At 71.5% G+C, this 24018-nt stretch carries 28 protein-coding genes and 2 pseudogenes; 15 read left to right on the forward strand and 15 right to left on the reverse strand.

Translation table 11 applies throughout. The features are described from left to right. Positions 1 to 619 precede the first annotated feature (619 nt). From IPN03_18605 to IPN03_18615, 3 genes and pseudogenes are all read right to left on the reverse strand, one after another. Complete coding sequence (locus tag IPN03_18605; protein MBK9375670.1) at positions 620 to 913, reverse strand: hypothetical protein; 294 nt, start codon at positions 911 to 913, stop codon at positions 620 to 622. A gap of 162 nt (positions 914 to 1075) precedes the next feature. Continuing rightward, positions 1076 to 1351, reverse strand: a pseudogene (locus tag IPN03_18610) (insulinase family protein). Then, positions 1294 to 1497, reverse strand: coding sequence for a hypothetical protein (locus tag IPN03_18615; GenBank protein ID MBK9375671.1), 204 nt, complete (start codon positions 1495 to 1497; stop codon positions 1294 to 1296). The pseudogene IPN03_18610 and the gene IPN03_18615 overlap by 58 nt, the downstream one beginning before the upstream one ends. A gap of 1307 nt (positions 1498 to 2804) precedes the next feature. Between IPN03_18615 and IPN03_18620 the strand changes: the two genes are divergently transcribed. Then, entirely contained in the window at positions 2805 to 2957 is a 153-nt protein-coding gene (locus tag IPN03_18620) for a hypothetical protein (GenBank protein ID MBK9375672.1), read from the forward strand. A 919-nt stretch (positions 2958 to 3876) separates the two neighbouring features. Here the strand turns inward: IPN03_18620 and IPN03_18625 are convergent. From IPN03_18625 to IPN03_18640, 4 genes are all read right to left on the reverse strand, one after another. Beyond that, on the reverse strand, positions 3877 to 4251 hold the full coding sequence (locus IPN03_18625) for a hypothetical protein (protein MBK9375673.1): 375 nt from the start codon (positions 4249 to 4251) through the stop codon (positions 3877 to 3879). 327 nt (positions 4252 to 4578) lie between these two features. Further along, positions 4579 to 4788, reverse strand: coding sequence for a LytTR family transcriptional regulator (locus tag IPN03_18630; GenBank protein ID MBK9375674.1), 210 nt, complete (start codon positions 4786 to 4788; stop codon positions 4579 to 4581). Between the two features lie 141 nt (positions 4789 to 4929). Then, positions 4930 to 5097 (reverse strand): response regulator, encoded by a 168-nt coding sequence (locus tag IPN03_18635; GenBank protein ID MBK9375675.1) that lies wholly within the window; start codon positions 5095 to 5097, stop codon positions 4930 to 4932. Positions 5098 to 5229: 132 nt separating this feature from the next. After that, on the reverse strand, positions 5230 to 5703 hold the full coding sequence (locus IPN03_18640; GenBank protein ID MBK9375676.1) for a histidine kinase: 474 nt from the start codon (positions 5701 to 5703) through the stop codon (positions 5230 to 5232). Positions 5704 to 5912: 209 nt separating this feature from the next. On the opposite strand from IPN03_18640, the gene IPN03_18645 reads away from it, so the two are divergent. Beyond that, entirely contained in the window at positions 5913 to 6080 is a 168-nt protein-coding gene (locus tag IPN03_18645) for a hypothetical protein (GenBank protein ID MBK9375677.1), read from the forward strand. 223 nt (positions 6081 to 6303) lie between these two features. Here IPN03_18645 and IPN03_18650 read toward each other — a convergent pair whose 3' ends face one another. Then, positions 6304 to 6831, reverse strand: coding sequence for a nuclear transport factor 2 family protein (locus IPN03_18650; GenBank protein MBK9375678.1), 528 nt, complete (start codon positions 6829 to 6831; stop codon positions 6304 to 6306). Positions 6832 to 6974: 143 nt separating this feature from the next. Here IPN03_18650 and IPN03_18655 point away from each other — a divergent pair, with 143 nt between their 5' ends. The 3 genes from IPN03_18655 to IPN03_18665 all read left to right on the forward strand — a co-directional run bounded on the left by IPN03_18655 (position 6975) and on the right by IPN03_18665 (position 8376). Next, the gene (locus IPN03_18655; protein ID MBK9375679.1) at positions 6975 to 7274 is read left to right on the forward strand and encodes an amidohydrolase family protein; all 300 of its coding nucleotides are present in this window, start codon (positions 6975 to 6977) and stop codon (positions 7272 to 7274) included. 145 nt (positions 7275 to 7419) lie between these two features. Beyond that, positions 7420 to 7707: a hypothetical protein gene (locus tag IPN03_18660; GenBank protein MBK9375680.1), complete on the forward strand. Its 288-nt coding sequence runs from the start codon at positions 7420 to 7422 to the stop codon at positions 7705 to 7707. A 150-nt stretch (positions 7708 to 7857) separates the two neighbouring features. Next, a complete protein-coding gene (locus tag IPN03_18665; protein MBK9375681.1) occupies positions 7858 to 8376 on the forward strand; it encodes an amidohydrolase family protein in 519 nt (172 codons plus the stop codon). A 3-nt stretch (positions 8377 to 8379) separates the two neighbouring features. Here IPN03_18665 and IPN03_18670 read toward each other — a convergent pair whose 3' ends face one another. Further along, positions 8380 to 9195 (reverse strand): histidinol-phosphate aminotransferase family protein, encoded by an 816-nt coding sequence (locus tag IPN03_18670; protein ID MBK9375682.1) that lies wholly within the window; start codon positions 9193 to 9195, stop codon positions 8380 to 8382. Between the two features lie 12 nt (positions 9196 to 9207). On the opposite strand from IPN03_18670, the gene IPN03_18675 reads away from it, so the two are divergent. From IPN03_18675 to IPN03_18720, 10 genes and pseudogenes are all read left to right on the forward strand, one after another. Beyond that, positions 9208 to 9702, forward strand: coding sequence for a DinB family protein (locus IPN03_18675; protein MBK9375683.1), 495 nt, complete (start codon positions 9208 to 9210; stop codon positions 9700 to 9702). 88 nt (positions 9703 to 9790) lie between these two features. Then, a pseudogene (locus IPN03_18680) lies at positions 9791 to 9988 on the forward strand (RNA polymerase subunit sigma-24). A gap of 432 nt (positions 9989 to 10420) precedes the next feature. Further along, a complete protein-coding gene (locus IPN03_18685; GenBank protein MBK9375684.1) occupies positions 10421 to 11404 on the forward strand; it encodes a serine/threonine protein kinase in 984 nt (327 codons plus the stop codon). 47 nt (positions 11405 to 11451) lie between these two features. Continuing rightward, entirely contained in the window at positions 11452 to 11817 is a 366-nt protein-coding gene (locus IPN03_18690) for a hypothetical protein (GenBank protein MBK9375685.1), read from the forward strand. A gap of 95 nt (positions 11818 to 11912) precedes the next feature. Next, positions 11913 to 12383, forward strand: coding sequence for a VOC family protein (locus IPN03_18695; GenBank protein ID MBK9375686.1), 471 nt, complete (start codon positions 11913 to 11915; stop codon positions 12381 to 12383). Positions 12384 to 12611: 228 nt separating this feature from the next. Next, the gene (locus IPN03_18700; GenBank protein ID MBK9375687.1) at positions 12612 to 13130 is read left to right on the forward strand and encodes a hypothetical protein; all 519 of its coding nucleotides are present in this window, start codon (positions 12612 to 12614) and stop codon (positions 13128 to 13130) included. Next, positions 13127 to 13618 carry a metallophosphoesterase gene (locus IPN03_18705; protein MBK9375688.1) on the forward strand — a complete coding sequence of 164 codons (492 nt, stop codon included), beginning with the start codon at positions 13127 to 13129 and terminating at the stop codon, positions 13616 to 13618. Before IPN03_18700 ends, IPN03_18705 begins: the two co-directional genes overlap by 4 nt. Further along, complete coding sequence (locus IPN03_18710; protein MBK9375689.1) at positions 13615 to 14751, forward strand: 5'-nucleotidase C-terminal domain-containing protein; 1137 nt, start codon at positions 13615 to 13617, stop codon at positions 14749 to 14751. The genes IPN03_18705 and IPN03_18710 overlap by 4 nt, the downstream gene beginning before the upstream one ends. Before the next feature lie 22 nt (positions 14752 to 14773). Next, positions 14774 to 15574, forward strand: coding sequence for a hypothetical protein (locus IPN03_18715; protein ID MBK9375690.1), 801 nt, complete (start codon positions 14774 to 14776; stop codon positions 15572 to 15574). Positions 15575 to 15639: 65 nt separating this feature from the next. After that, complete coding sequence (locus IPN03_18720) at positions 15640 to 16911, forward strand: hypothetical protein (protein MBK9375691.1); 1272 nt, start codon at positions 15640 to 15642, stop codon at positions 16909 to 16911. Positions 16912 to 16930: 19 nt separating this feature from the next. Here the strand turns inward: IPN03_18720 and IPN03_18725 are convergent, their stop codons facing one another. From IPN03_18725 to IPN03_18750, 6 genes are all read right to left on the reverse strand, one after another. Further along, positions 16931 to 17950 (reverse strand): hypothetical protein, encoded by a 1020-nt coding sequence (locus tag IPN03_18725; protein MBK9375692.1) that lies wholly within the window; start codon positions 17948 to 17950, stop codon positions 16931 to 16933. Then, positions 17941 to 18861, reverse strand: coding sequence for a hypothetical protein (locus IPN03_18730; GenBank protein MBK9375693.1), 921 nt, complete (start codon positions 18859 to 18861; stop codon positions 17941 to 17943). The genes IPN03_18725 and IPN03_18730 overlap by 10 nt, the downstream gene beginning before the upstream one ends. Continuing rightward, complete coding sequence (locus IPN03_18735) at positions 18858 to 19874, reverse strand: UbiA family prenyltransferase (GenBank protein ID MBK9375694.1); 1017 nt, start codon at positions 19872 to 19874, stop codon at positions 18858 to 18860. Before IPN03_18735 ends, IPN03_18730 begins: the two co-directional genes overlap by 4 nt. Further along, positions 19871 to 20518, reverse strand: a complete 648-nt coding sequence (locus IPN03_18740; GenBank protein ID MBK9375695.1) for an aminotransferase class I/II-fold pyridoxal phosphate-dependent enzyme — start codon at positions 20516 to 20518, stop codon at positions 19871 to 19873. The genes IPN03_18735 and IPN03_18740 overlap by 4 nt, the downstream gene beginning before the upstream one ends. After that, positions 20491 to 21111, reverse strand: a complete 621-nt coding sequence (locus IPN03_18745; protein MBK9375696.1) for an aminotransferase class I/II-fold pyridoxal phosphate-dependent enzyme — start codon at positions 21109 to 21111, stop codon at positions 20491 to 20493. Before IPN03_18745 ends, IPN03_18740 begins: the two co-directional genes overlap by 28 nt. A gap of 309 nt (positions 21112 to 21420) precedes the next feature. Beyond that, entirely contained in the window at positions 21421 to 23982 is a 2562-nt protein-coding gene (locus IPN03_18750; GenBank protein ID MBK9375697.1) for a serine/threonine protein kinase, read from the reverse strand. Positions 23983 to 24018 lie beyond the last annotated feature (36 nt).

The raw sequence follows: 24018 nt of genomic DNA on the forward strand, positions 1-24018 counted from the left end.
TTCTCCTTCACGAGATAGGTCTGGGCGACCCGCTGGACTCGGCGGCCGTGACGGCCTCGGAGCTTCTTCGGCCCGAGGTCCATCTCCTGCCAGTCGCCGCCAGCCCTCGTTGACCATCAGCTGGACGAGGATCAGGAAGTCCGAGGGAGACCCGGCAGAACGAACCGCCGCGATGTTGTTTCTTCACACCTTCTGGAGCTCGTCGACGGGGACGGAGGCTCCTTCTTCCAGGCACTCGATCTCGCCGAGGAGCCTTTACCCGCGGCCTCGGCCGGCGTCTTCCTTCCCCTTGACCTCAGCGCCGAACGTGGAAGGACCGGCGTACTGCCCGGGGCGCCGGCAGAGTTGTGCGAGGCGCGCTCGCACGGGTCGCGACGGCATCGGGGAGGACCATGGACTTATAAGGCGCCCCGTCCGGCCGTTCAGGAGCTCGGCGAGGACGGAAGAGCGTACGAGTCCCTTGTGCTGGAAGAGCACGGTGTACCAGCGGATCTCGGCGGTGGGGTTCGTGTCGGCCTCGCCAGCAGACGCGGGTCGTACTGCCACTTCGTCGGGAGCGTGGCGACCTCGGGGGGGCGACCTTTCCGCGCGGATCCGGCCGAAGTACTCGCCCGCGACCTCAGCGCCTCGGCCCTGTCCGAAGGCGCCGACGAGAACGGCGGTCAGGTTGTTCGGGGCGTAGTGGGTCGCCGAAGTAGTCGTCGGCCTCCGCCTTAATGATGTTCGCGACGTCGGAGGCGTAGCCGATGACGGGCCAAGTGTACGGCGTCGAGTGCCAGAAGATCGACTCCGAACGCATAATCGAGCGCTTCCCGGTCGGGGTCGACTCGACGCGGAGCCGGCGCTCGTAGACGACGTCCCGCTCGCGTAGAACTCGCGGAAGACAAGGGTCCTTCAGCCGGTCGGACTCCATCAGAACCAGAGCTCCAGCTTGTTCTTCGGGACGGTGATGAAGTACGCCGTCAGGTCGTTCGTGGTGAAGGGGTTCATCCCCGAGGGCGCCGTTCGTCGTGTAAGATCCGGTCGACTCGATTCTTCAACGGAATCGCGCTGCTCCTCGACCAGGCGTCGAACTTCACCTCGAGCTCCTTGTAGCGGGGGGTCTTGCTCTCCGGCTCCGTGAGGTCGTCGACCTCGCCGCCGCCAGGCCGGTGCGCATCTGCGACTCCTCGGCCGCATCTCGTCGCGGAGCTTCTCCTGCTCGCCGATGATCTCGAGGTCCCGCTGGGTTCTTCGAGCCGAGCGTCGTCGTCCCCTTGAACATCATGTGCTCGAAGAGGTGGCTGATGCCGGTCATGCCGACGCGCGCGTTGGCGCTGCCGACCTTCGCGACCGGCCGGACACGGACGGCTCGTCCGTCAGACGTTGGACGAGGAGGAGCTTCATCCCGTTCGGGAGGACGTGCTCCTCGGCTTTGACTTCCCTGGCCGCGGCGGGGCCTCCGAGAAGGACCGCAAGACTGGCGGCGGCGACGAGGACCTGGCTGCGGATGGTCATGGACACCTCACCTTGTGGAAGTTTACGCGCAGGCGACGCGCCGGGGGTTTTCCTCGGCGATGTCATGTCGTTTCGTGAGAACGGTTTGCGGATTCGTTCCGCGCCGGGCGGGACAGCCCGGGTGGTCCCTCCTTACCGGTTCTCAGAGGAATCGCCGGACCGCGTCGCGCCAGAACGGCGAGTCGTGCAGCAGACCCCGGGCTGGAGAACTCGGCGTGGACGGGGATCCCCTTGCCCTGCAGGAGGCCGGCGAAGTGCCGGTTCTCGCCGATGAGCGCGTCGTGCTCGCCGGTGCGACGAACCAGTCGACCTGGGAGGAGGCGCTGGACGAGCCCCTCGTCGGCGTTCACGAACAAGGCCTCTGGGGCAGTGGTAGTAGCAGAGGTCGTCCCAGTAGCCGTCCAGGAACTGCCCCGAGGTAGAGGCCGAGAGGGAGGACCGCCTGCGTGACGAGGCCGGGTAGCGCCCGGCGAAGCTCGCGGCGTGGTAGCGCCGAAGGAGGCGCCATAGACCGCCGAGGTCGCCGCAGCCGGGCGGTGCTGGATGTAGGGGACGAGCTCGTTCCGGAGGTACGGTCGTAGTCGGCGTGCCGCCTCACGCGATAGGCGGGAGGCGCGTTCTTGTTGTACCAGCTCTCGGTGTCGATGGGTCGACGCAGACGAGCTGGATGTAGCCAGCATCCACCTTGTCGGCGAGAGCGCCGGTGAGCCCTGTAGTCCTCTGCCTGCCAGAAGCGCCCATCGAGGTGGGGAAGATGACACAGGGTAGCCCCGGTCCCGAACAGGAGGAACTCCATCGTCCGGCCGAGGTGGTGTTGACCCAGGGTGGTGTTCGCGCCTCTGCCAAGCGGGAGTCTATCGGGCGCGGAGCTTTGGGCGCCGGGGGTCCGATACGATCCCGGACGCGGAAGAACCCGGATCCGTGGAGGGGCCGAAGGGAGCGTGAAGACGATCAGGTCCTGTTCGGCATGGAGGACACACGTTCCCGTGGGCCCTCTGCCACGAGATCAACGAGCTGGCCCGGCGTCGCCGCGCCGCGGCGAGCCCGTCCAGGTCGGGCACGTCTCAGAGGGAGCAGGCGTTTGCCTACGACGTGATCCTCGACCGGATCAGCCACGAGGTGCCGTTCTACAGGACGCTCCTCAAGTGCGGCCGCGCGCGGCGTGCAGGTCGTCAACAACCCGTTCTGGTGGTCGGCCGACGACAAGTTCTTCGACAACGTCGTCGCGAGGGCCGTTGGGGTCGCCGTGCGGACGGTTCTCCTGCCGCACTGAGCACCCCCGAACGACCGAGAAGTCGTTAAGGAACATGAGGCTCGTCGACTGGGACGAGGTCTTCCGCTACCTCGGCTTCCCGATCTTCATGAAGCCGGCCTACGGCGGCGGCTGGAAGGACGTCTACAAGGTCCACAGCCGCGAGTTCTTTCCAGGCGTACGACAAGACGCGCGACCCCGACGATGATGGCCCAGGAGGCGATCGAGTTCACCGACTACCGCTGCTGGGTCGCGGGCCGGCGGAAGGTGAAGATCATCCGTACGCCCCGAAGGAGCCCCACGAGTCGCGCTATTCGGCGGTCGCCGGGCAGGTCGTCCCGGACGACATGGCGCTGCGCGTGACGAAGGACGCCCTCGCCCTCTGCGATGCGCTCGGCTACGACATGAACACCGTCGAGTTCTCGCCGTCAGGACGCGTCCCCTACGCCATCGACTTCATGAACTGCGCCCCGACGCCGACCTCAACTCGGTCGGCGAGGAGACCTTCCGCTGGATCGTGGCCGAAATGGCCGAGTTCCTCGTCGAGCGGGTGCTTCACCCGCAGCCTGAAGACCGACGGGGACCTGGCCGAAGGCGCTGGGGCTGATGCCGCTGACTGACGGCGGGCGCCCGCTATTCGGGAGCCCCGCCTGCAGGTAGAGGTCGATGACCGCGAGCGCGTCGTTCCATGGCTCCTCGTTCGGCCACAGGGCGACGGCCTCCCTGAGGCTCCGGGCCTCCGCTTCGAGCGGTCCGGCCCGAACGTCTGCGCGGCGAGGAGGGCGCCCCCACGACAGCCCTTCACGTGCGTGATCCGGCCGAGGAGAGGTCCTTCGCCTCCGCGTAATCGGCCGCGAGACGGACGATCGCCTGGCGCACGAGCGGCTCCACGCCGGGTCGGGCGCCCGGCCATCTTCGCGAAATTCAGGACGTACTCGCTGGAGCGGCTCAGGGTGCTCGAGTCGCGCGCCGCCATCTCCGTCAGGTCAGGAGCGCCCGGATGCGCTCGATGGCCTTCCGGTGGTGCTCCTCGCCTCTTGTCGATGAAGAGGTGCGTGAGGAACGTCTCCGAGCGGGGTGTCGTCGGGGAGCGCCGCGAGCTCGGCGGCGGCCCCTCGCGCCGCGCTTCATCCTCCTGCCGCACTTCCGCCTACCGCGCCTCGTCGGCGACGCGCCCTTCTTCGGCCCTCCTGGCGTCCTCCGCGGAGCCCTTGAAGGAAGCGAGCCAGCTCCGGCGAAGCGAGGGACCGCGAGCCCGGCGAGGACCGCCCCGGCGGGGCGGCCATCCCTCGCGCCGGGACGGAACCGGGCTCGGACCAGAGAAGGAACCCGAGGACGCCGATCACCAGGAGTGGGAGGAGAAGGCCGCCGGCGAGGCCGGCGACGGTCCGCGACGCGTAGCGGACCTCGAGCGAGAAGACTGCCGCCCCGACGGAGAGGATGCCCAGTCCGACGACGGTGCCCAGGACGGCGAGCGTCAGGATGCCCGGTGAACAGCTCACCCAGTCAATCCCCCGCGCGCGACGCAGACGAGGGCTCCGAAGAGGACGAGGGCCACGCCGCCGATGGAAGGAAGAAGACGACGACGAGCCCCATCGCGTCGGGCCCGCCCGGGGCCGGGAGCGTGAAGCTTCGTCGTCAGGGCGAGGCGAACGTCAGGAGGACGGCGACGCCGAGGGCGGCCGTGCCGACGCCGGGGAGGAGCGCTCTCATGATTTGTGGCGCGGATGCTAACCGAGGCGAGACCCGCACGCTCAGACGAGCCGCTCCCGGAGGAGCGCCGCGTGTCGCCGGCTCACCTCGACCAGCTCCTCCAGGCCGCGCAGGCCTCACCCGGAACCCGCCTTGAACCCAGGCTCGATCCGCTCCACGTGATCGACGTTCACGATCGTCGACCGGTGGACCCTCAGGAAGTGGCGGGGGCGGGAGGAGCTCCTCTCCCACTCGCGAGGCTTCGCCCGACGAGCGTCGTCCGGCCGTCGGCGGTGACCGCCTCGGAGGAGTCGCGCGCGGCCCGCAGGCAGACGAGTCTGCCGCACCCGGACGACCCGGTAGTGCGTCCCGGCGGAGGACGATGAGCGGGTCGTCGAGGTGGAGGGGCCGGCGCGTCGCCGCGGGCGGCGTTCCGTCGAGGAGCTTGCGGACGGCGGCGGCGAGCGTTTCGGGCGGGACCGGCTTCATCAGGTAGTCGAGGCGTTCGCCTCGAAGGCGCGGAGCGCGTACTCGCTGTAGGCGGTCACGAAGACGACGCGGGTCCCGGAGGGGATCTTCTCGACGAGGTCGAAGCCGCTCGCGCCCGGCATCCGGATGTCGAGGAAGACGACCGTCGGGGGAGAGAGCCGGGCGATCTCGGCCTCGGCCTCGGCGACGTCGCCCCGCCTCTCCGGCGACCTCGATCTCCGGGTGGACGGCGAGCAGCCGGCGGAGCTCGGCGCGGGCGAGACGCTCGTCGTCGACGATGAGTGCCGTCAGGCGGGCCTTCACGGCGCCTCCGTGTCGAGCTCGAGCCGGGCCACGACGAGGTCCTTCTCTTCGGCGATCGTGAAGGCGTGCCGGCCGGGGAAGTGGTGCGCGAGCCGCTCGCGGACGTTCGCGAGGCCGGTGCCGGTCCCCTCGCACGTCCCGTTCGGCGCGAGCCTCCCGCTGTTCGTCACCTCCACGACGAGGCGGCGCCCGGACAGGCGTGCCGCGATCCCGATCCGGAGCGGCATCGGGCTCGTCTCCATGCCGTGCTTCACCGCGTTCTCGACGAGCGGGTGGACCAGGAACCCGGGAAGGCGGGCGGCCGACGCCTCCGCGGAGACCTCCCAGGTCACCTCGAGCCGCTCCTCGAAGCGGATCTTCTGTATGGCGAGGTAGCTGCGGATGGCCTCCAGCTCGGCCTCGAGAGGGATCTCGCCCGAGCGGGCGTGGAGGAGCGAGTAGCGGAAGAACTCCGACAGCTCGGTCACCATGAGGCCGCACCTTGTCCCGGTCCTCCTCGATGAGCGCACGGATGGAGTTGAGCGCGTTGAAGAGGAAGGCTGGGGTTCACCTGGTAGCGGAGCATCTCGAGGCGCCTGGCTCGCGAGGGCGTCGGCGCGCAGGGCGCGCTCCGTCTCGGCGTCGAGCCGGGCGCGATAGGTGGTGAAGCGAGGTAGAGCGCGCTCCAGGCCAGAGCGTGATGCCGGAGTTCGTGGCGCTCTTGAAGGCACCGGGCCAGAGAGGTTTCTCGGGCCAGAGGACCCGCGTGGCCGCCGCCGACCAGACGAGGCCGAGGAGGAAGGAGAAGGTCACGGCGACGAGGACGATCCTCCCGGTCTTCGGTCTCTCGGGGAGGAGCCGCTGGTAGACGGCCCAGAGACCGAGGCTCGTGAGGAATCCCCCCGCCGCCGCGACCGCCTTGAAGTGGAAGTTCTCGAGGAGGGCGGCGAAGGACGGCTCCGAGAAGGTAGACGAGGCCCGAGAGCCAGAGGACGAGGAGATACCCGCTCCAGCCGGCGACCTGCGCGATCCAGAAGGGGCGGCCGGGGAGCTTCACGGTGCGGTTCCGGTCGGGGGCCGCCGACGCGGCGTCACGGCGCCTTCTTCGAGGTGCCGGTGTAGGTCTTCTGGGCGATCTTCCACTCGCCGTCGATCCTCAGGAGTGAGAGGTAGTCGACGAAGAAGACTTTCGGGTAGTCGAGCTCCACCTTCGCGAGGGCCGCGTCGCCCGCCACGTCGATCGAGACGATCCGGCGTTTGCGCTGCGCCTCGTCGGCGGGCGGCTTTCCGGCGGCCCGCGACACGAAGTCGGGCGCGGTCATCGAGACGAGCTTGCCGTCCCTCACGCCCGTGACCATGGCCGAAGGGTGGAAGGCCTTCCGCCACTCCTCGCCGTCGCCCGTCGCGTGACCGCGCAGGTAGGCCTCGACCGGCGCCCGGACCGCCGCGTCGGCCTCTTCCGGAGGGGCCGCCGTCGCCAGGAGAGGCACGAGGAGAAGGGCGAGGAGAACGATGGCGGCGAGCAGGACGAGCGCTCTCTTCACGACGACCTCCAGGAGGGCCAGCAGGGCCTTCGCGTCCGCGCGGGTCGTGGGATTCGGTCCGGGTGCGCTGATCATGCAGGAAATCTGATCCGCCGGGGCCGGGGCGTCACGCGGAAGCCGGCGAACGGCGCGGCCGGCCGACGAGCGGTCGATTCCGCCGACGAGCGGAAGGGGCAGAATGCGGCGCTGCGGAGGTGACGTCGTGAAGAGACTCGGCGGTGGCCTGGCGGTCCTTCTCGGAGGTGCGCTCGTGGCCACGCGTCGCCGCAGCCGTCAAGAAGGCCCGCCCCGGCGAGTGGATCCTGGGGCGCGGCTGGCACCAGAAGGAGTGGAGCTCGCCCCCCGAGCCGAACGTCGAGGGGTTTCCGCTCCACGCCAGTCTCAGCGCGGCCTCCCCGTCGAACCCGGTCCTTCTCTCTCACGCCAGCGGGCACGCGGCCTTCGTGAACGCCGCGGCGCTCGTGCGCGGCGCGGCGTCGGGCGCGACACGAAATCGCCCGCGGGAGGCGACATCCTGAAGGACGCCTCGGGCGAGCCGACGGGCCTTCTGCGCGAGACGGCGGAGGACCTCGTCGACGCGGCGCTGAAGGCCGACCTCGCGAAGAGGACTCCGGCCGAGGTGACGGCCGATCTCGACCGGCGGATCGACCTCGCCGTCGAGGAGTGCCTCCGCAAAGAGTCACGACCCTCCACGACGCGGGGGTCTCCTTCGACGTCGTCGAGCGGTATCGGCAGCGTGCCGAGGCGGGAACGCTCGGCATCCGCGTCTACGCGATGCTCTCCGCCTCGAACGAGGAGCTCGAGAAGAGCGCCGCGAAGGCGAGGGTCGTCGGCGCGGGACGGAACCACCTCACGGTGAGGGCCATCAAGCGGCTCGCCGACGGCGCCCTCGGCTCACGCGGCGCGTGGCTCCTCGCGCCCTACGCCGACGCGCCGGGAGCACCGGGCTGAACACCTACGCCATGAAGGACCTCGAGCGGACGGCCGAGATCGCCGTGACGAACGGCTTCCAGCTGGGCGTCCACGCGATCGGCGACCGGGCGAACCGGGAGGTCCTCGACGTCTACGAGCGCGTCCTCGCGCGCCACCCGGAAGAAGGACCTGCGCTTCCGGATCGAGCACGCGCAGCACCTCGACCCGGCCGACGTCCCCCGCTTCGCCAGGCTCCCGGTCCTCGCGATGATGCAGGGGATCCACTGCCCGTCCGACGCCCCGTTCGTCGCCGCCCGCCTCGGCGAGAAGCGCGCGAGGGAAGGGGCCTACGCCTGGCGCCGGGTCCTCGACGCCGGGGCGCGGATCGGCAACGGGACCGACGCCCCCGTCGAGGACGTCGACCCGATCGCCTCGTTCCACGCTTCCGTGACGCGCCAGCCGGCGAAGAGGCCCGCCTTCTTTCCCGAGCAGCGGATGACGCGGCTGGAGGCCCTTCGCTCCTACACCGTCGCGAATGCGTACGGCGGATTCGAGGAGGACCTCAAGGGAACGCTGACGCCCGGCAAGCTCGCCGATGTCGTCGTCCTCTCGAAGGACCTCTCGACGATTCCGGACGCGGAGATCCCTTCGACGCGCGTCCTCGCGACGATCGTCGGCGGAAAGGTCGCGTTCGACGGGGGGCTGTAGGGGTCAGGCGGAGGCGAGCGCCGCCCGCGCCTCGCGGAACGCCGCGCGGAAGCGGACCATATCCTCCTCCGTCCCGACGGTGACCCGCAGGCCGAGCTTCGGGTCGCGCGGGGAGACGCGGACGCCGCGCTCCTCCAGGGCGCGCGCGAGCTCCGGGGCGCCCGAGGGCATCGGGACGAAGACGAAGTTCGTCTCCGACGGCGGCGTCGGGAGCCCCTCCTCGCGCAGGAATGCCGCGAGCGCCTCGCGCCCGGCGACGGTGCGGCGGCGGCAGGACTCGAGGAACGCCGTGTCGTCGAGGCTCGCCGACGCGGCCGCGACGGCGACGTTGGAGACGGCGAGCGGCGCGCCCCCCATCCGCACCTTCCGGAGCGCGCCGGAGAGTGCGGGAGTCGTCATCGCAGTGCCGACGCGGAGCCCTGCGAGGCCGTGGAGCTTGGAGAACGTGTACGTCACGACGACGTTCAGCCCCCTCTTCACGAGCGGGAGCATCGAGGCGAACCGCGCGGCGTCGGGGTAGTCGCGGTAGGCCTCGTCGACGACGACGACCGCCTTCGCCGACACCCGCTCGCAGAAGGAGCGCAGCGCGGCGGGATCGACGACGGTACCCGTCGGGTTCGCGGGGTTGCAGACGTAGACGAGGCGCGTCGCCGGCCCGACGCGCGCCTCCATCGCGGCGAGGTCGGTCCGGAACGCGGGGTCGTGGGGGACGCGGACGACCTTTCCGCCGAGGGCCTCGGCATAGAGCCCGAGGCCCGGGTAGGTCGGGTCGGCGGTGACGACCTCGGCGCCGGCCGAGCCCCAGGCGGCGGCGGCCATGCAGAGGAGGGCGTGGGAGCCTGGGCCGAGGCCCCGCGCGATCCCGAGACGTCCCTCCTTCTCGACCTCCTGGCCGAGGCGTTCGAGAGGAAGTCGTGGCACGGCACGAACCTGCGCGGCTCGTTCCGCGGGATGACGGCGGCCGAGGCGGCGTGGCGCCCCGGAGAGGGGCGGCCGAACGCCTGGGAGCTGGCCCTTCACGCCGCCTACTGGAAGTACGCCGTGAGGCGGAAGCTGACCGGGGAGAAGCGAGGGTCCTTCGCCCTCGAGGGGAGCAACTGGTTCCGGCGCCCGGAGGGCGAGCCCGACGAGGCCGCGTGGAAGGCCGATCTCGCCCTCCTCGCCGCCGAGCACGGCGCGCTCGTGGCCGCCGTCGCCCGGAAGCTCCCGGGGCTCTCGGGCGCCGCCCGCGCGAAGGCGCTCCACCTCTTGCGGGGCGTGGCGGCGCACGACCTCTACCACTGCGGGCAGGTACAGGTCCTGAAGAGGCTTCGTCCGAAGGGATGAGCGAAGGCTTCTTCCCGCCGACGCGGGCCTCGGTCGTCGAAGCGGCGCGAAGCGCGGACGCCGGGAGCGGCCGGCGCGCGCTGAGACTCTCGTCGCGGCTTACTGGCGGCCCGTCTACCGGCACGTCCGCCGGAAGTGGGGAAAGGAGCACGAGGAAGCCGCCGACCTGACCCAGGACTTCTTCGCGGAGCTGCTCGAGCGGGATCTCCTCGCCCGCTTCGATCCGTCGAAGGCGAAGCTCCGCACGTACCTCCGGGTCTGCGTCGACGGCCTCGTCGCCAACGCGGAGAAGGCGGCGGGGCGGCTGAAGCGGGGGGGCGGGGTGCCTCTCCTGTCCCTCGATTTCGAGGGGGCCCGCGAGGAGCTGGAGCACGCGCTGGCCGCTCCCGGGGAGTCGCCCGAGCGCGAGTTCGAGAAGGAGTGGGCGCGGAGCGTCCTCGAGCTCGGCCTCGCGCGGCTCGAGATCGCCCTCGCCGGAAGGGGCAAGGGGATCGCGGCGCGCCTCTTCGAGATCTACGACCTGGGGGCGGAGGAGAGCCTCCTCCCCCTATGCCGCCCTCGCCGAGCGCTTCGGCGTCTCCGTCTCCGACGTCACGAACGGCCTCTCGCTGGCGCGGCGCGAGCTCCGCAAGATCGTCCTCGGCCTCCTGGGCGAGATGACGGGGAGCGACGAGGAGTTCCGGCTCGAGGCGCGGGCCCTCCTCGGGGTGGACGGGCCATGAGGCCGCTGGCGGGGGAGGACGTCGGGCGCGTCGCCCGGGCGCTTCGAGCCCCCGACCTCTCGGGGACCCGATTCGTCCTCCTCCGGGAGATCGGCCGGGGAGGGATGGGGAGCGTCTGGGAGGCCGAGGACCCCGACCTGCAGCGGAGCGTCGCCCTGAAGGTCCTCGACCTCCCCGACGATTCCGGGGATCTCGCCGCCCGCCTGCGCCTCGAGGCCCGCGTCCTGGCGCGGCTCGAGCACCCCGGGATCGTCCCGGTCCACGACGTCGGGAGCCTCCCCGACGGGCGCCCCTTCTACGCGATGAAGCTCGTTCGCGGCGAACGGCTCGACGCGGCCGCCGCGCGCCTCGCGACGCTCCCCGAGAAGCTCCGGCTCTTCCTGCGCGTCTGCGAGCCGGTCGCCTTCGCCCACGCGCGGGGTGTCGTCCACCGCGACCTCAAGCCCGACAACGTCATGGTCGGGCCGTTCGGAGAGGTCCTCGTCCTCGACTGGGGGATCGCGCGCGTGCTCTCGGATGCGGGCCTGGAGCGCTCCGGCCGCAGAGGGGCGGAGCCGGCAGGCGAGACGGCACAGACGGCCCCTCCCGCGGCGGGGACTGCCGCCGGGTCGGTCCTCGGGACGCCCGGCTTCATGGCCCCGGAGCAGGCCCGGGGCGAGGACGGGGTCGACCACCGCGCCGACGTCTTCGCCCTCGGCGCGCTGCTCGCCGCACTCGTCGGGGAGACGGTTCCCGCGAGCCGCCGCCTCGCGGCGATCGTCGCCCGGGCGACGGCCGCCCGGCCGGACGAGAGGTACCCCGACGTTGCGTCCCCCGCCGCGGACGTGACCCGCCTCCTGGACGGGGAACCGGTCACGGCCTATCGCGAGCGTCCCTGGGAGAGAGCCGCGCGGTTTGCCGCCCGGCACCGCGTGGCGCTCCTCCTCGTGGCGGCCTACCTCTCGGCGCGGGCGGCGATCCTCCTCGTGACCGGGCGTTAATGAAACCGGCGAAGCCGTTGAACAGGTGGGATGAAGGGAGATCGACGATGAACAAGGTGCTTCTTGGCCTGCTTCTCGGAGGAGGTCTCGGTGTTCTCGACGGGCTCACGGCGTGGTTCACGCCCGAGGTCCGCAAGGACATCCTCGGGATCGTGATGGGGTCGACGTTCAAGGGGCTCGTCGCGGGTCTCCTCATCGGTTTCTTCTCGAAGAAGGTCGCCTCGATCCCGGCGACGATCGTCTTCGGCGTCCTGGTGAGCGGCTTCTTCGCCTACCTCGTGGCCGCGCAGATGGGCAAGTACTACTTCGAGCTGATGCTTCCCGGCGCACTGGTCGGTCTCGTCACCGGATACGTGACGGCGCGGTACGGAAAAGGCGGCCCGGCACGAAACCCGGAAGGCCGCGTCGCGTAGAACGACGGAACGACACACCGGGAGAACACCGTCCGCGGGGAGAGCCCGTGGCCGGGAAGCGTGCCCCTTCCGGGGCGGGACGAAAGGAGACGACGATGGCTGGAGAGGTGAACCCGATTCCCGAGGGGTATGGCAGCGTCACCCCCTACCTCTGCGTCAAGGGGGCCGCGGCGGCGATCGAGCTCTGGAAGAAGGCGCTCGGCGCCGAGGAGCTCTTCCGTATGCCGGGACCGGGCGACATGGTGATGCACGCCGAGGTGAAGATCGGCAGCTCGATCGTCATGGTGTCGGACGAGTTCCCCGACTGGGGCCAGCTCGGACCGATCTCGAGGGGCGGCACGACCTGCACGATGATGCTCTACGTCGAGGACTGCGACGCGGCGTACAAGCGGGCCGTCGAAGCCGGCTGTGCGTCGACCCAGGAACCGAAGGACGAGTTCTGGGGCGACCGCTTCGCCAAGGTCACGGACCCGTTCGGGCACCAGTGGGCGTTCGCCACCCACGTCGAGGACGTCTCCCCCGAGGAGATGCAGAAGCGGATGGCGGAGATGATGAAGGGCTGCTGAGCGTTCCGCGCGGCCGGGAGTTCGACCCGGCCCCTCGCCTCCCGGCGAGGAGGTCTCGCCGAAAGGTGAGACGGGCCCCGGATCGGAGAAATCCGTTCCGGGGCCCTCACGTTTCGATCTCCCAGTAACGGAGAGACTTGGACGGCGGTGGCCGTGGGCGGACCGGAGCGGGCCGGCCCGGCACCGGGGTTGCGCTTCCACGGGGCGAAAGCTCTGAAGGAGGCCGACATGAACGACGCCCCGCTCCGGTTCGCCCCCCTCCTCGCCGCAGCCCTCCTCTCTACCGCCTGCGCGTCGATGAGCCTCCCCTCCCACGACGACCTGCAGGTCGTCACGGACCCGCCGGGGGCGATCGCGACCTGCGGCAACGCCACGACGGTCACGCCAGGCACCCTTCGGATCCCCCGGGAGAAGTCGCCCGCCGTGATGGTCCGGGTGGAGATGGAGGGCTACGAGCCGCGCGAGATCCAGATCGCCCGGAACCACAGCGTGCCCCTGCGCCCGTGGGGCGTCGGCTTCGGCCTGACCGCCGCCGCGGCCTGGGCCGTGGAGCAGTGCGAGTCGATCAACTGGCCGGAATGCAGCGAGGCCGCCACCGCCACGGGCGTCACCGCCGCGGTCGTCTCGCTCGCCGGATTCGCGATCGATTCCGCTTCGCGCCGTACCCATCCGCTTCCCCGCAAGGAACTCGTCCTCCGCCTCGACCCCGTGCGCCTCGCCGAGGCGCCGAAAGGAGCACTCCGATGAAACGCTTCGTCCTCCCGACCCTCGCCCTGATCGTCAGCCTCCTTCTCGCTTCTCCGCTCCCGGCCGCCGACCGCACCGTCACGATCCTCCACGTCTGCGACACGCACTCCCACCTCGACGCCACCGGCTCCCGCGACCGGAGCCTCGAAGGGACGGTCGGCGGAATTGCGAAGGCGACGACCGTCATCGCCGCGGCGCGCGCGAAGGACCCGGAGGCTCTTCTCCTCCACGCCGGGGACGTTCTCCAGGGAGACTTCTTCTTCAACTTCTATCTGGGCGTGCCCGAGCTGCAGTGGATGGCGGCGATGCGCTTCGACGCGATGGCCGTCGGCAACCACGAATTCGACCCGGGTCCCGAGTACCTCGCCGGAATCCTCGCGCAGGGATTCGCCTCGGGCTCCGTTCCGCTCCTCTCGGCGAACGCCGGGAACCTCGGGAGCTCACTCCGTTCATCTCCCCCTCGATCCTCAGGACTGCGAGCGGCGTGAAGGTCGGCATTTTCGGGCTCACCGTCCCCGACGACCCAATGAGCCAGAACGGGTCCGTCACGCTCGACCCGGACGTCGTGGCCGTGGCGAGTCGCCAGGTGGCAGCGCTCAGGGCCTCTGGCGCCGAGATCGTCGTCCTCCTCTCTCACCTCGGCCTCTCGTCCGACACGGCCGTCGCCGAGGGGGTGGAGGGGATCGACGTGATCGTCGGCGGCCACGACCACATCCTGCTCGAGGAGCCCGTCGAGGTCCGAACGCCCTCGGGGCGCAACGTCCTGATTGTCCAGGCGGGTCCCCATTTCGCGAACGTCGGGCGCCTGCGGCTCGCTCTTCGGGGAGGAAGGGTCCACCTCGCCAGCTACGACCTCATTCCCGTCGACGATCGCGTCCGGCCCGACCCCGGGGTCGAAGCTCTCGTCTCACAGCTGAAGGCGGGAATCGAGGAGTCGCTCGGACCGGTCTTCTCGCGCGAGGTCGGGGTGGCGCGGCGCGACCTTCCGATCCTGCCCCGTGAACGGAGCCCGTGGAAGGACACGCCCACCGGGAACCTCGTGACGGACGCGTTCCGCACCGCCGGCCAGACCGATTTCGCCTTCACGAGCACCGGCTTCCTTTCGGAAGGGATCTCGAAGGGGCCCCTCGTCCCGGCCGATCTCTTCCGCGTCGTCAGCTACGGCCTCGACCCCGAGACGGGATTCGGCTTCGGTCTCGTGACGAGCGAGCTGAGCGCGGAGGCGCTCGTCATGGTGCTCGAGATCGGCGTCGCAGGCGCGGGCCCCGAGGGCGCCTTCTTCCCACACGTCTCCGGAATCCGGTTCGCCTACGACTCTCGCCGGACTCCCGGGGAGAGGGTCTCGTTCCAGAGCATCCGGGTCGGTGACGAGGCGCTCGACCCGAGCCGGACCTACACCCTCACGACGAACGCCGCGGTCGCGATGTTCCTCGTCGACATGCTCGGCGTTCCCCTGTCGAACGTGGCGCCGATCCCCGGCGTCTTCGAGTACACGGCGCTCCTGGGCCAGGTCGAGGGAATGGGCGGGATCGTAAACCCGCGAGCCGATGGGCGCGTGAGGGATCTCGCACCCGTTCACGGTCGCCCGGGGATCGGGCGTCTCTCCGGACTCTCCCGCTGAACCCTGACACGACGTAGAGGAGGTGCGCCATGTCCGTCTCCCGCACCGGTCCGGCTGCTCGGGTCCGTCCCTCCTGGCCCTCGTTGCGCTCCCGGCGCTCCTCCTCTCCGCGCTCCCCGTCTGCGCGCAGGACGGCGCGTCTCCGGACTCCCCTCGCGTCCGCCTCTGGTCCTTCGAGGCCGTCTCTGGCCCGTCCTTCGGCGGGCCTGCCGACGACCTCGAGGCGGCGATGCGCCTGGCGGGGTTCGACGACAGCATGTCTGGAGGCTGGTTCGGCGGGGGAACGACCACCTATCCCCAGACGTACGACGACGAGACGGACCGCTTCTCCTATTGGGGAGCGGTTCGGAGGAGGCTCGGCCATGGACCGTGGCACGTCGGCATCGGAGGCGGACCGACCGATTTCGGAAGCGTCGAGGGCTACCGGGAGCGCGTCGACGGCCTCTACGCCAGCGTCTTCGTCAGCGCGGACTGCCGGATCCTGACCTTGGCGCCGATGGCGTGGTTCCAGCCGGTCCCGGCCCTTCGGCTCGGGGCAGGGCCCGCGTTCCACCGTGTCGATCTCGAGCTGGGGCAGACCTATGGGGCCGGCACCGTCCAGTTCCGGAAATGGAAGCCCGGCTTCGTCGTCGAGGTCGCCCTCACCGTGCCGGTCGACACCCCGGTCTTCTTCGCCGCACTCGCGCAGTACCGCTGGGTGGGGAACGCCACCGCGGGGCCGTGGGAAGCCACGACCTACAGGGGTGCCCAGGTCGAGTTCCCGGCCACGAGCGTCTCGGTCTCACACACTTTCGTCGCGATCGGAATCGGCGGCCGGTTCTGATCGCGAGGCGTACGATGATCGCACCGTCATTCCCTGGAAGGCAGGTCCCGACCGCGGAGGACGCCATGTCCACCTCGCTCCGCTCCGTCGCCAGGCTCTTTGCTCTCTCCGTCCTCGCCTGGGCCCTGCCGACCCGCGCGGACGACTACAAGACGCCTCGCGCCGGGCAGGTCGCTGTCGGAACGATCTTCGGCCGGGAGGTGCGCGCGCCGAAGCGGGACCGGGGCCGGATCACGTACCTCAACCTGGGAGCTGTCCTTCTGCCTGAGGGTCCCGCCGGTCTCGATTTCGGGCCTGCCGGCGGGGCCTACTTCTGGCGCGCCCCGGAGGAGGGAGAAGGCCGCCTCCGCGCCATCGTCGCGGGGATCGCCAACGAGCTCCGCTGGGACCTCACGCTGTCGGAGAACAAGGTGGTCGCGGTCGTCACGTCGTTCGACAGCCTGACGCCGCCGTGGGCGCGCTCCGAGTACGTCCAGGGAGAGCGGCAGCGCGCGGAGGAGCTCGAGTGGTACCAGGCGCGTCTGGGGCTCGGCCTCGCCGCGCACGCGCGCATCGGACCGGGAGCGATCGACAACGCGCTCGACGTCGCACTGACGCTGGAGACGGGAAACCTCTGGTTCGACGAGGGCGACCGGACCGACCCGACCTTCGTCCTGCCGACGAAGACGTTCGAGGCGAGAGGCCACCTGCGGGTCCGGGCCGACGCCCTCGTGCGGAACACCCTGGAGCTGCCGCATCGCGGGTGGTCGGCAGGAGCCGACGGCGTCTGGGGCCGCCGGACGAAGTGGGAGCCGTGGGGGCTGCCGGCCGACGGGCTCGAGACGGGAGGCGGCAGCTGGCTCGCGGCGAGCACCTTCGCGTACGTCGCCACGGGGATCCCGGGGCTCTCGGAGCGGCACTCGCTCGTCGGCTCCGCGCACGCCGGGACCGGCTCCGACCTCGACCGCTTCTCCGCGTTTCGTCTCGGGAGCGGATCGACGTGGGGCGACTTCGAGACGCTCTCCCGCGTCGTCCTCCCTTCGGCGGGCGTCGACGAGATCGCGACCGCGCGCTACGCGACCGTCGATCTCGAGTACCGCTTCGAGCCGATTTTCTTTCTGGCCCTCCAGCTGCGCGGGACGCTCGCCTGGGCGGACGTCCCGGTGCGGGGAGGAACGGGGGTCGAGACGCGCACGGGCTCCTTTCCGGCCGTCTCCGCCGGGTTCACGACGGGTCTGCCGTGGAACCTCTCGATGGAGCTCTCCGGTTCGTGGAACTTCGGCCTCGAGAACACGGTCGACGGCCGCGTCGAGAAGGGCCGCTCGGGCTTCTTCGTCTCGGTGACGCGGGAATTCTGACGGGCAGTGGCCGGCGCTGTCACCTCGTCAGCGCCACGAGGGCGGCCGCGTAGGCGCGCAGGTCTCCGCCGGAGGAACCGAGAAGGTTGCGGGCGCGCGCGCCGTCGAAGAGAGCGCCGTTCACGACGATCCCGTGCCCGGACTCCGCTCGGCCCACGGGAGCCGGCGTCCACCCGAGCCGTGCCGCGGCAACCTCGAGGGCCGGGAGCCCCTGCGGCGGTACGGCGAAGACGAGCTCCTGCTCGCCCTGCGCCGCCGCGAGGAGAGCGAGAAGCGGCAGGCCGAGGCGGCGCGCGACGTCGAGGGCGCGCGGGTCGAGGAGCTCTTCGGGCGGGCGCGTGAGGTGCAGCGCGACGCCGTTGAGCCGCGCGAGCTGGTCGAGGGTGGCGACGAGACCGTCGCTCGTGTCCATCGCCGCCGAGGCGATGCCGCGGAGAGCGATGCCGTGCGCAATCCGGCATGGGGGCGCCAGCGCCGACTCCGGCAGCAGCGTTCCGCCGGCGAAAAGCGTGGAAGCGGCCACCGCGGCGCCGAGACCGAGCGGACCTGCCGAGAAGAGGAGGTCGCCGGGCGAGATCCCGACCCGGCGAAGCTGGGAGCCGCAGGGAACCGTTCCGGCCGCCGTGCAGCCGACCGAGAGGTCATCGCCCTCGTTCGTGTCGCCTCCGAGGACGAAGGTCCCCGCGGCGGCGACGGTCTCGGCGACGCCCCGCGCGACGGCCTCCTGGACGGCGTCGACGTCGACAGGGGGGAGCGTCACGGAGAGGAGGAGGCCGAGCGGCTCGGCGCCGACGGCGGCGAGATCCGAGAGCGCGGCTGCCGCCGCGAGACGGCCCGCGGTTCGCGGATCGCGATAGAGGCCGAGCCGGATCTCCTCGCAGACCGTGTCGACGGTGAGAGCGAGGAGCCGTCCGTCGCCCAGCTCGACGAGCTCGGCGTCGGTCTCGTGAATGGCGCCACGCTGCCCGGGCGCGCGCGGGAGGAGGTCGGCCCACCGCGTGAGCCGCCGGTTCTCGGCGACGTCGTCGTTCAGGCGCATACGCGCACCCTCCACGCGAGGAGGTCGAAGGTCGCTTCCACGACGCGCTCGACCTCGCCGTCGACCTCGAGGGGGAATGGCGCGTCGGCGGAGACGTGGAGCGCCGTCGTGAGGAAGGACTTCGTCCCGGGCCGGTTCCGAAAGCGGCCGAAGAGGAGACCGGCCAGCGTCGCGAGGAGCCGGACGCGCCCCATTCCGGCGCAGACGGCCACACCGAAGAGGCCTTCGTCCGGCTCGACGGGCAGGTCGTATCGGAGCGCGCCCGAGAGCCACGGGCTCTTCAGGACCGAGAGGGAGGAGAGAAGAACCTCCTCTTCTCTCCCGTCGTGCGTCAGGCGGCACGTGAAATCGCGGTGCCGCCGGACGGCGCGGAGCGCCGCGCAGGCGATCGCCGGAGCGGTCCACCGTCTCGGGCGGCGGGCGGAGTTGAAGAGGGCGTTCCCTTCGGCAACGACGCCGGCCGAGGCGCTGACCGCGAGAAGGCTGGTGATCTCCCTGCCCGCCGGGTCGATCGCGCGGACGCGGACGAGGTCGCGCGGGACCGCGTGGGCCGCGTCGAGGCGCAGGGGAACGACGGGATCGCCCCGCCGGAGCGGCTTGACGAAGTCGTTGCTCGACCCGAGCGCGGCGACGCCCAGCGTGAGCTCCTCGAGCGGCTCGGTCCCCACCGTCTCGACGAGCGCCGCCAGGAGCGCGTGGACCGTCCCGTCGCCGCCGGCGGCGATGAAGGTCCTCACGCCGCGGGCGAGGGCTGGGGAGACGGCGTCCTTCCAGCGTCCGGCGCTGTCCATCGTCACCTCCACCGCCTCGAACCGCGCCTCGATCTCCCGTCTCGCGAAGGCGAGTCTGCGAACGTCGGTGGCGCGGCCCGCTGCCGGGTTCAGGAGGACGAAGGCGGCGGGACGGCTCACACCTGCTCCCGGCAGGGGCGGGCGAGGAGGGCGACGACGACGAATGCGAGGACGGGCAGAACGAGGCGCTCGAGCGCGGGCAGGAGGAGCGCGGCCTCTGCGAGATGGAGGGCGACGAACGAAACGACCGAAGCCGTGATGGCGGGGCTCGCGTCCGCGTCGCGGCGGACGTTCCACGCGAGGGCGTGGGACGCGAGGAGTCCTGCTGCCCCGGTCGCCCAGAGGACGAGGAGGACGAGGCTCGCGTCCGCGGCACCGCCGCGGGCGACGAGGAGCGAGGAGGACGCGATCGCGACGAAGGCGTGGACGAGGCTGACGAGAACGGTGGCCCGGCGACCGAACCGGACGGGGAGCGTGACGTAGCCCGTGGGGCGATCCGCCTCGACGTCCTTGAGGTAGCCGAGAAGCACGAAGACGGCGTACGAGAAGAAGGCGCTCGCCATCGCCGGGAGGAGCAGCGGGTTCTCGAGAGCGCGGACGGGCGACGGCTCCCCGCAGAGGAGGCCCATCGCCGGGAGGAGCGCGACGACGGCGCTGTTGCACGGCGGACCGGCCCAGAACCTCCGCTTGAGCGGCGAGTAGGCGAGGAGCCCGAGGACGGCGAGGAGCGCGAGGAGGAGATTCCAGGGATTCGCGAGGGCGAGGGCGACCCCGCAGGCGAGGAGCCCCGCGAGGCTGACGACGAAGACGTCGCGCCTTGCGACGAGGCCGCGGACGAGCGGCCGGTACGGCGCCGAGCGGGCGTCGGTGTCGGTCTGGAAGACGTCGGTCAGCGCCTGCCCGAGGCCGTACGAAAGGAAGAGCGCGGCGAAGGCGAGGGCGCCCGCCGCGAGGCTCTCCGGCGGGGCGATCGCGAGGCCGACGAGGCCCGCGGCCCCCGAGACCGGCATGAGATACGGGCGCGTCGTCACGAGGAACGCGGCCCAGAACCGGAGGTCGGAAGGACGAGCGGCCGGCCCGGTGGGAGCGGGACCGGAATGAGCCACGGGAGCGGCGGAAGCCGCGGCGATCACGACGGCGCTCCATCCACCGGGTCGCGATCGTCCGCGGGACCGCTCGCCCCGAGGAATCCGTGGCGCGCGGCGACGCGCGCGAGCGTCTCCGCCGTCCTGTCGAGCTCTTCGTTCGTGTGACGGGCGTTGACGGTGAAGCGCAGGAGGCACCCATCGGCGGGGACAGCTGGGTAGGAGACGCTCCCGCAGCGGACGCCGGCGTCGTAGAGCGCGCGCCCGGCGCGGAGGAGCGTCGACTGCGGTCCGACGCGGACGGCGACGATCGGGGTCCCGGAGGCGAGGGGCGCAACGCCCAGCGCCTCGAGCGCGTCGGTGAAGCGGCGGGCGTTCTCGTGGAGGCGCTCGCGGGGGGCGGGGTCCTCGTCCATCAGCCGGAACGCCTCGGCGACCGCCGCGAAGACCGAGGCGGGAAGCGAGGCGGTGAAGACGGCGGACCGCGCGAAGAAGCGGAGGTAGTCGACGAGGTCGCGCGGCCCGACGACGTAGCCGCCGGCGGCGCCCGCAGCTTTCGAGAAGGTCCCCATCAGGACGTCGATCCGGCCCGGGAGGCCGAAGAGCTCCTCGCTGCCTCGCCCGGTCCCGCCGACGACGCCCGTCGCGTGCGCCTCGTCGACCATCAGGAGGGCCCCGGCGCCCTTGGCCACCGCGGCGAGCCCGGGAGCGGAGCGACGCTTCCGTGCATGCTGAAGACGCCGTCGGTGACGAGGAGCTTTCCGCCCCGGCCGTCGTCGCGCGCGAAGGAGCGCGCGGCGGAGGCCGGATCGCCATGGGCGTAGACGCTGCCGCGGGCACCCGAATAGCGGCAGCCGTCGTGGAGGCTCGCGTGGGAGTACCGGTCGCGGACGGCGAAGTCGCCGGGCCGCAGGAGCCCGGTCAGGATGCCGATGTTCGCGGCATAGCCCGAGGGAAAGACGAGCGCCGCTTCCCGGCCGTGGAAGGCGGCCACGACCTCCTCGAGCTCGCGGAGCCACCGGCTCGTCCCCGAGAGGAGCGGGGCGCTCGGCGTTCCCGCGCCCGCTTCGTCGAGGGCCTTGCGGGCGGCGGCCGTGACGCGCGGGTGGAGGTGGAGGCCGAGATAGCTGTTCGAGTCGAAACAGACGAGCCGCTTGGGTGCGACGTGAGAGGGTCGCGGACGACGATCTCGTGGTCGAGCGGGGAGAGGAGCTCGAGACGGTACTGCGTCGGGTAGTCGCCCTCGGCGCGCAGGGAGTCGAGCATCGACGAGAACTCGCGGCAGCGCTCGAGGAGGTCGACCGACCGGTCCTTGCGGAACCCGGCGATGGATGCCGGAACGGGTGCGGGGCTCGGTGCTGTGGCGCTCATCTCGTCCTCCCGGTCCGGGGCTCGTTCTGCCGGGCCTCGCCTGGTAGTGAGCAAGGCGCGAGCCGGGGGGGATGGCAGAGCACAGTGATTTCGAGATCTCGCTGGAACGAGCGGACTTGAGCGATCGCCGGCTCTTCCGGAAGGCGGGCGGACGATGCTCCGATCCCGCTTCGAGGCGAGGGGCTCTATCCGATCGGTGAGGGAGGTGAAGGCGCCGGGCCGGTCATCTCAGCCCCTCGGCGACGTAGAGCTCGGAGAGGATGCGCGCGTACGACCAGGCCCACGTCCGGCCGTCGGGCGTGACGCGGACGGTGGGGATCCCGATGACGCCCGCCGGATCGGACGGCTGGAGCTTTCGGACCGGGACGGAGATCCCCGTGCCGGGATCGAGGCGCACGACGTCCGCGGCCGGGCCGCTGCGCGCATAGGCGAGGAGATGCCGGCCCTCGTCGATCCAGGCGATCGGGACCAGGGCGCGAGGAGACGTCGCGAGGCGCCGCGGCTCGCCGCCGTCGACGGAGCAGAAGAGGAGGTCTCCGTCGTCCATCGCAACCGCGACCGTTCGCCCGTCGGGTGACGGCACGCCGGCGGAGAATCGGGCGTCCACCCCTGGAGGGGAGATGGCGTGCGCCGGACCGTTCGCCGTGGGCACGTGCCAGAGGCGGACGCCCTGGCCCTCATCCGCGCCGGCGACGAGGAAGGACTTCCCGCCTGGCACGAAGCCGGCCCAGGAAGGCGCGACGACGGGACCTATCTCCACCGGCGTCGTCGGCCCCGTCCCCGTCGGGACGAGGCCGAGGCCGACCGAAGCGCTCGGCCCGAACGAGAGGACGTGCTTTCCGTCGACGGCGAGCGCCGTCGCGAACCCGCTCCCGAGTGTGACCGCAGGCCCCCCGTCGGCAGGCCTCAGGGAAGCCGAGTAGCGGGGGCCGCCCCCTTCGCCGAACTCGGTGAAGAGGAGCGTTCTTCCGTCGGGAGAGAGGTCCGTCAGGAGCGTCTGTTCGAGCCAGGAGACGTCGCGCTCCCCGCCTTCCTGAGGCAACACGCTCGCGCCGATCCGCATCGTGTCGTGCGCCAGGAGGATGAGGCCCGTCCTCGAGACGTCGTGAAGCGTGAGGTTCCCCGGCATCCGGTAGACCTCGCGGGCCCTGCCCTCCCGGGACACGGCGCGCAGCGTTCTCGATCCGGACTCTCCGGTCGCCGTGAACCAGACCTCCTCGCCGGACGCACCCCACGCGAGCCCGGTGAGGCTGATCCACCCAGCGGAAAGGATCCGCGGCGCTTCCCCGGCCAGCCCGACGAGCATGACGTCCCCTCTGTCGTCCGGGATCACCAGGTGGTGGAGGAAAGCGACGAACCGGCCGTCCCGGGAGCATCGGGCGTGGCTGATCCAGCCCGAAGTCTCGAAAAGCGTGCTCCGGCCTCGAACCTCGAGCCGCGTGAATCCATCCTGTCGGCGAACGACGACGATGTCCGAGGAGCCGGCGACGTAGTCGGCGGAGGCCACGCCCTCGAGGAGCGGGCGGGGCGCGCCGGCGACGAGCGGCATTCGGGAGGCCGTGCCGATCGAAAGGAAAGGCAGCCAACCTCGCGCGTCGAGGGAGACGAGAAGCTCGCCGGGTGCAGAGACGGCGAGGAGGCTTGCGTCGCCCTGGCCGAGCGGGACCGATGGGCCACCCTCGATCCGCGTGGAAAAGAGGTGGGGTGGGTCGCCGTCCCACGAGGCGCCGTAGACGACCTCCTCGCCACCCGGCGTGAACCGCGCGGTCCAGACGGTTCCGCGGCGGAAGGTGAGCTGCCGGAACGAGGGAAGCGCGGCGGGGCGGGAGAGGAGCCCGGCCCCGGTTCCCGCGAGGACGAGCGCGACGGCGGCCGCGGCCAGGACCAGTCCCGCCACCACGGTCCGCCGGCTGGGCGCCCCCGGGGGGCCCGACGCTGCGGCGGGCGCGGGACCCCGGCTGCTCGCGAGCGTGGCGAGATCGCGGAGGTCCCGGGCCAGGTCGCGCGTGGCGGCGTAGCGCTCCTCGGGGTCTTTCGCCAGGCAGCGCGCCAGGATGCGTCTCACCGGCCCGTCGAGGGGCTCCGGCAGGGCCGGGATCGGTTCGGGCTCGTCGCGGACGATGGCGGCGAGCGTCTCGACGACCGATGCGCGCGCGAAGGTCCGCCGTCCCGTCAGGAGCTCGTGGAGGACCGCCCCGAGAGCGAACTGGTCGGCCCGGAAGTCGACGTGGTGCCCTTCGGCCTGCTCCGGAGCCATGTAGGCGGGCGTGCCGACGGCGACACCCGGAGAGGTCCCGGCGGAGCCCGGGATCGTCGCGTCGCTCGGGGACGAGACGGCCGGGGCCGAGAGAAGCGCGAGGCCGAAGTCGAGGATCTTCGCGAGCCCCTCGCGAGTGACGAGGACGTTCGCGGGCTTGACGTCCCGGTGGACGAGTCCCGCCTCGTGCGCGGCCGCGAGGCCCCCCGCGATCTGCGCCGCGAGGTCGAGGGCGCGCGGGACGGGGAGCGGCCCGGCAGAGACGAGCGCGGCGAGTGTCCGCCCCGGGACGAGCTCGAGGACGAGGAAGGGCGGGTCGGAGTCGAGCGCGACGTCGTGGACGGCGACGATGTTCGGGTGCGAGAGCGCCGAGGCCGTCCGAGCTTCCTTCGCGAGCTCCCGCAGCGCGTCCGGGGAGGAGCGCGCGTCGAGGAGAAGCTTGACCGCGACGTTCCGTCCGAGCCTCGGATCGTGGGCGCGCCAGACCTCGCCCCGCGCTCCCCGCCCGATCAGCTCGACACCTCGTATGGCCCGAGGTGCCGTCCAGGGTGGACGCCGCTCGGC

The sequence above is a fragment of the Holophagales bacterium genome (assembly GCA_016719485.1).
Classification (GTDB): domain Bacteria; phylum Acidobacteriota; class Thermoanaerobaculia; order UBA5066; family UBA5066; genus UBA5066.

What these genes read in the sequence shown, in the direction of transcription:
- IPN03_18650 (MBK9375678.1), bottom strand. Translation starts at nt 6,831, where the DNA reads ATGATCAGCGCACCCGGACCGAATCCCACGACCCGCGCGGACGCGAAG.
- IPN03_18720 (MBK9375691.1), top strand. Translation starts at nt 15,640, where the DNA reads ATGTCCACCTCGCTCCGCTCCGTCGCCAGGCTCTTTGCTCTCTCCGTC.
- IPN03_18670 (MBK9375682.1), bottom strand. Translation starts at nt 9,195, where the DNA reads ATGGCCGCCGCCGCCTGGGGCTCGGCCGGCGCCGAGGTCGTCACCGCC.
- IPN03_18725 (MBK9375692.1), bottom strand. Translation starts at nt 17,950, where the DNA reads ATGCGCCTGAACGACGACGTCGCCGAGAACCGGCGGCTCACGCGGTGG.
- IPN03_18640 (MBK9375676.1), bottom strand. Translation starts at nt 5,703, where the DNA reads ATGGTGACCGAGCTGTCGGAGTTCTTCCGCTACTCGCTCCTCCACGCC.
- IPN03_18620 (MBK9375672.1), top strand. Translation starts at nt 2,805, where the DNA reads ATGAGGCTCGTCGACTGGGACGAGGTCTTCCGCTACCTCGGCTTCCCG.
- IPN03_18690 (MBK9375685.1), top strand. Translation starts at nt 11,452, where the DNA reads ATGAACAAGGTGCTTCTTGGCCTGCTTCTCGGAGGAGGTCTCGGTGTT.
- IPN03_18700 (MBK9375687.1), top strand. Translation starts at nt 12,612, where the DNA reads ATGAACGACGCCCCGCTCCGGTTCGCCCCCCTCCTCGCCGCAGCCCTC.
- IPN03_18605 (MBK9375670.1), bottom strand. Translation starts at nt 913, where the DNA reads ATGGAGTCCGACCGGCTGAAGGACCCTTGTCTTCCGCGAGTTCTACGC.
- IPN03_18705 (MBK9375688.1), top strand. Translation starts at nt 13,127, where the DNA reads ATGAAACGCTTCGTCCTCCCGACCCTCGCCCTGATCGTCAGCCTCCTT.
- IPN03_18615 (MBK9375671.1), bottom strand. Translation starts at nt 1,497, where the DNA reads ATGACCATCCGCAGCCAGGTCCTCGTCGCCGCCGCCAGTCTTGCGGTC.
- IPN03_18645 (MBK9375677.1), top strand. Translation starts at nt 5,913, where the DNA reads ATGCCGGAGTTCGTGGCGCTCTTGAAGGCACCGGGCCAGAGAGGTTTC.
- IPN03_18685 (MBK9375684.1), top strand. Translation starts at nt 10,421, where the DNA reads ATGAGGCCGCTGGCGGGGGAGGACGTCGGGCGCGTCGCCCGGGCGCTT.
- IPN03_18695 (MBK9375686.1), top strand. Translation starts at nt 11,913, where the DNA reads ATGGCTGGAGAGGTGAACCCGATTCCCGAGGGGTATGGCAGCGTCACC.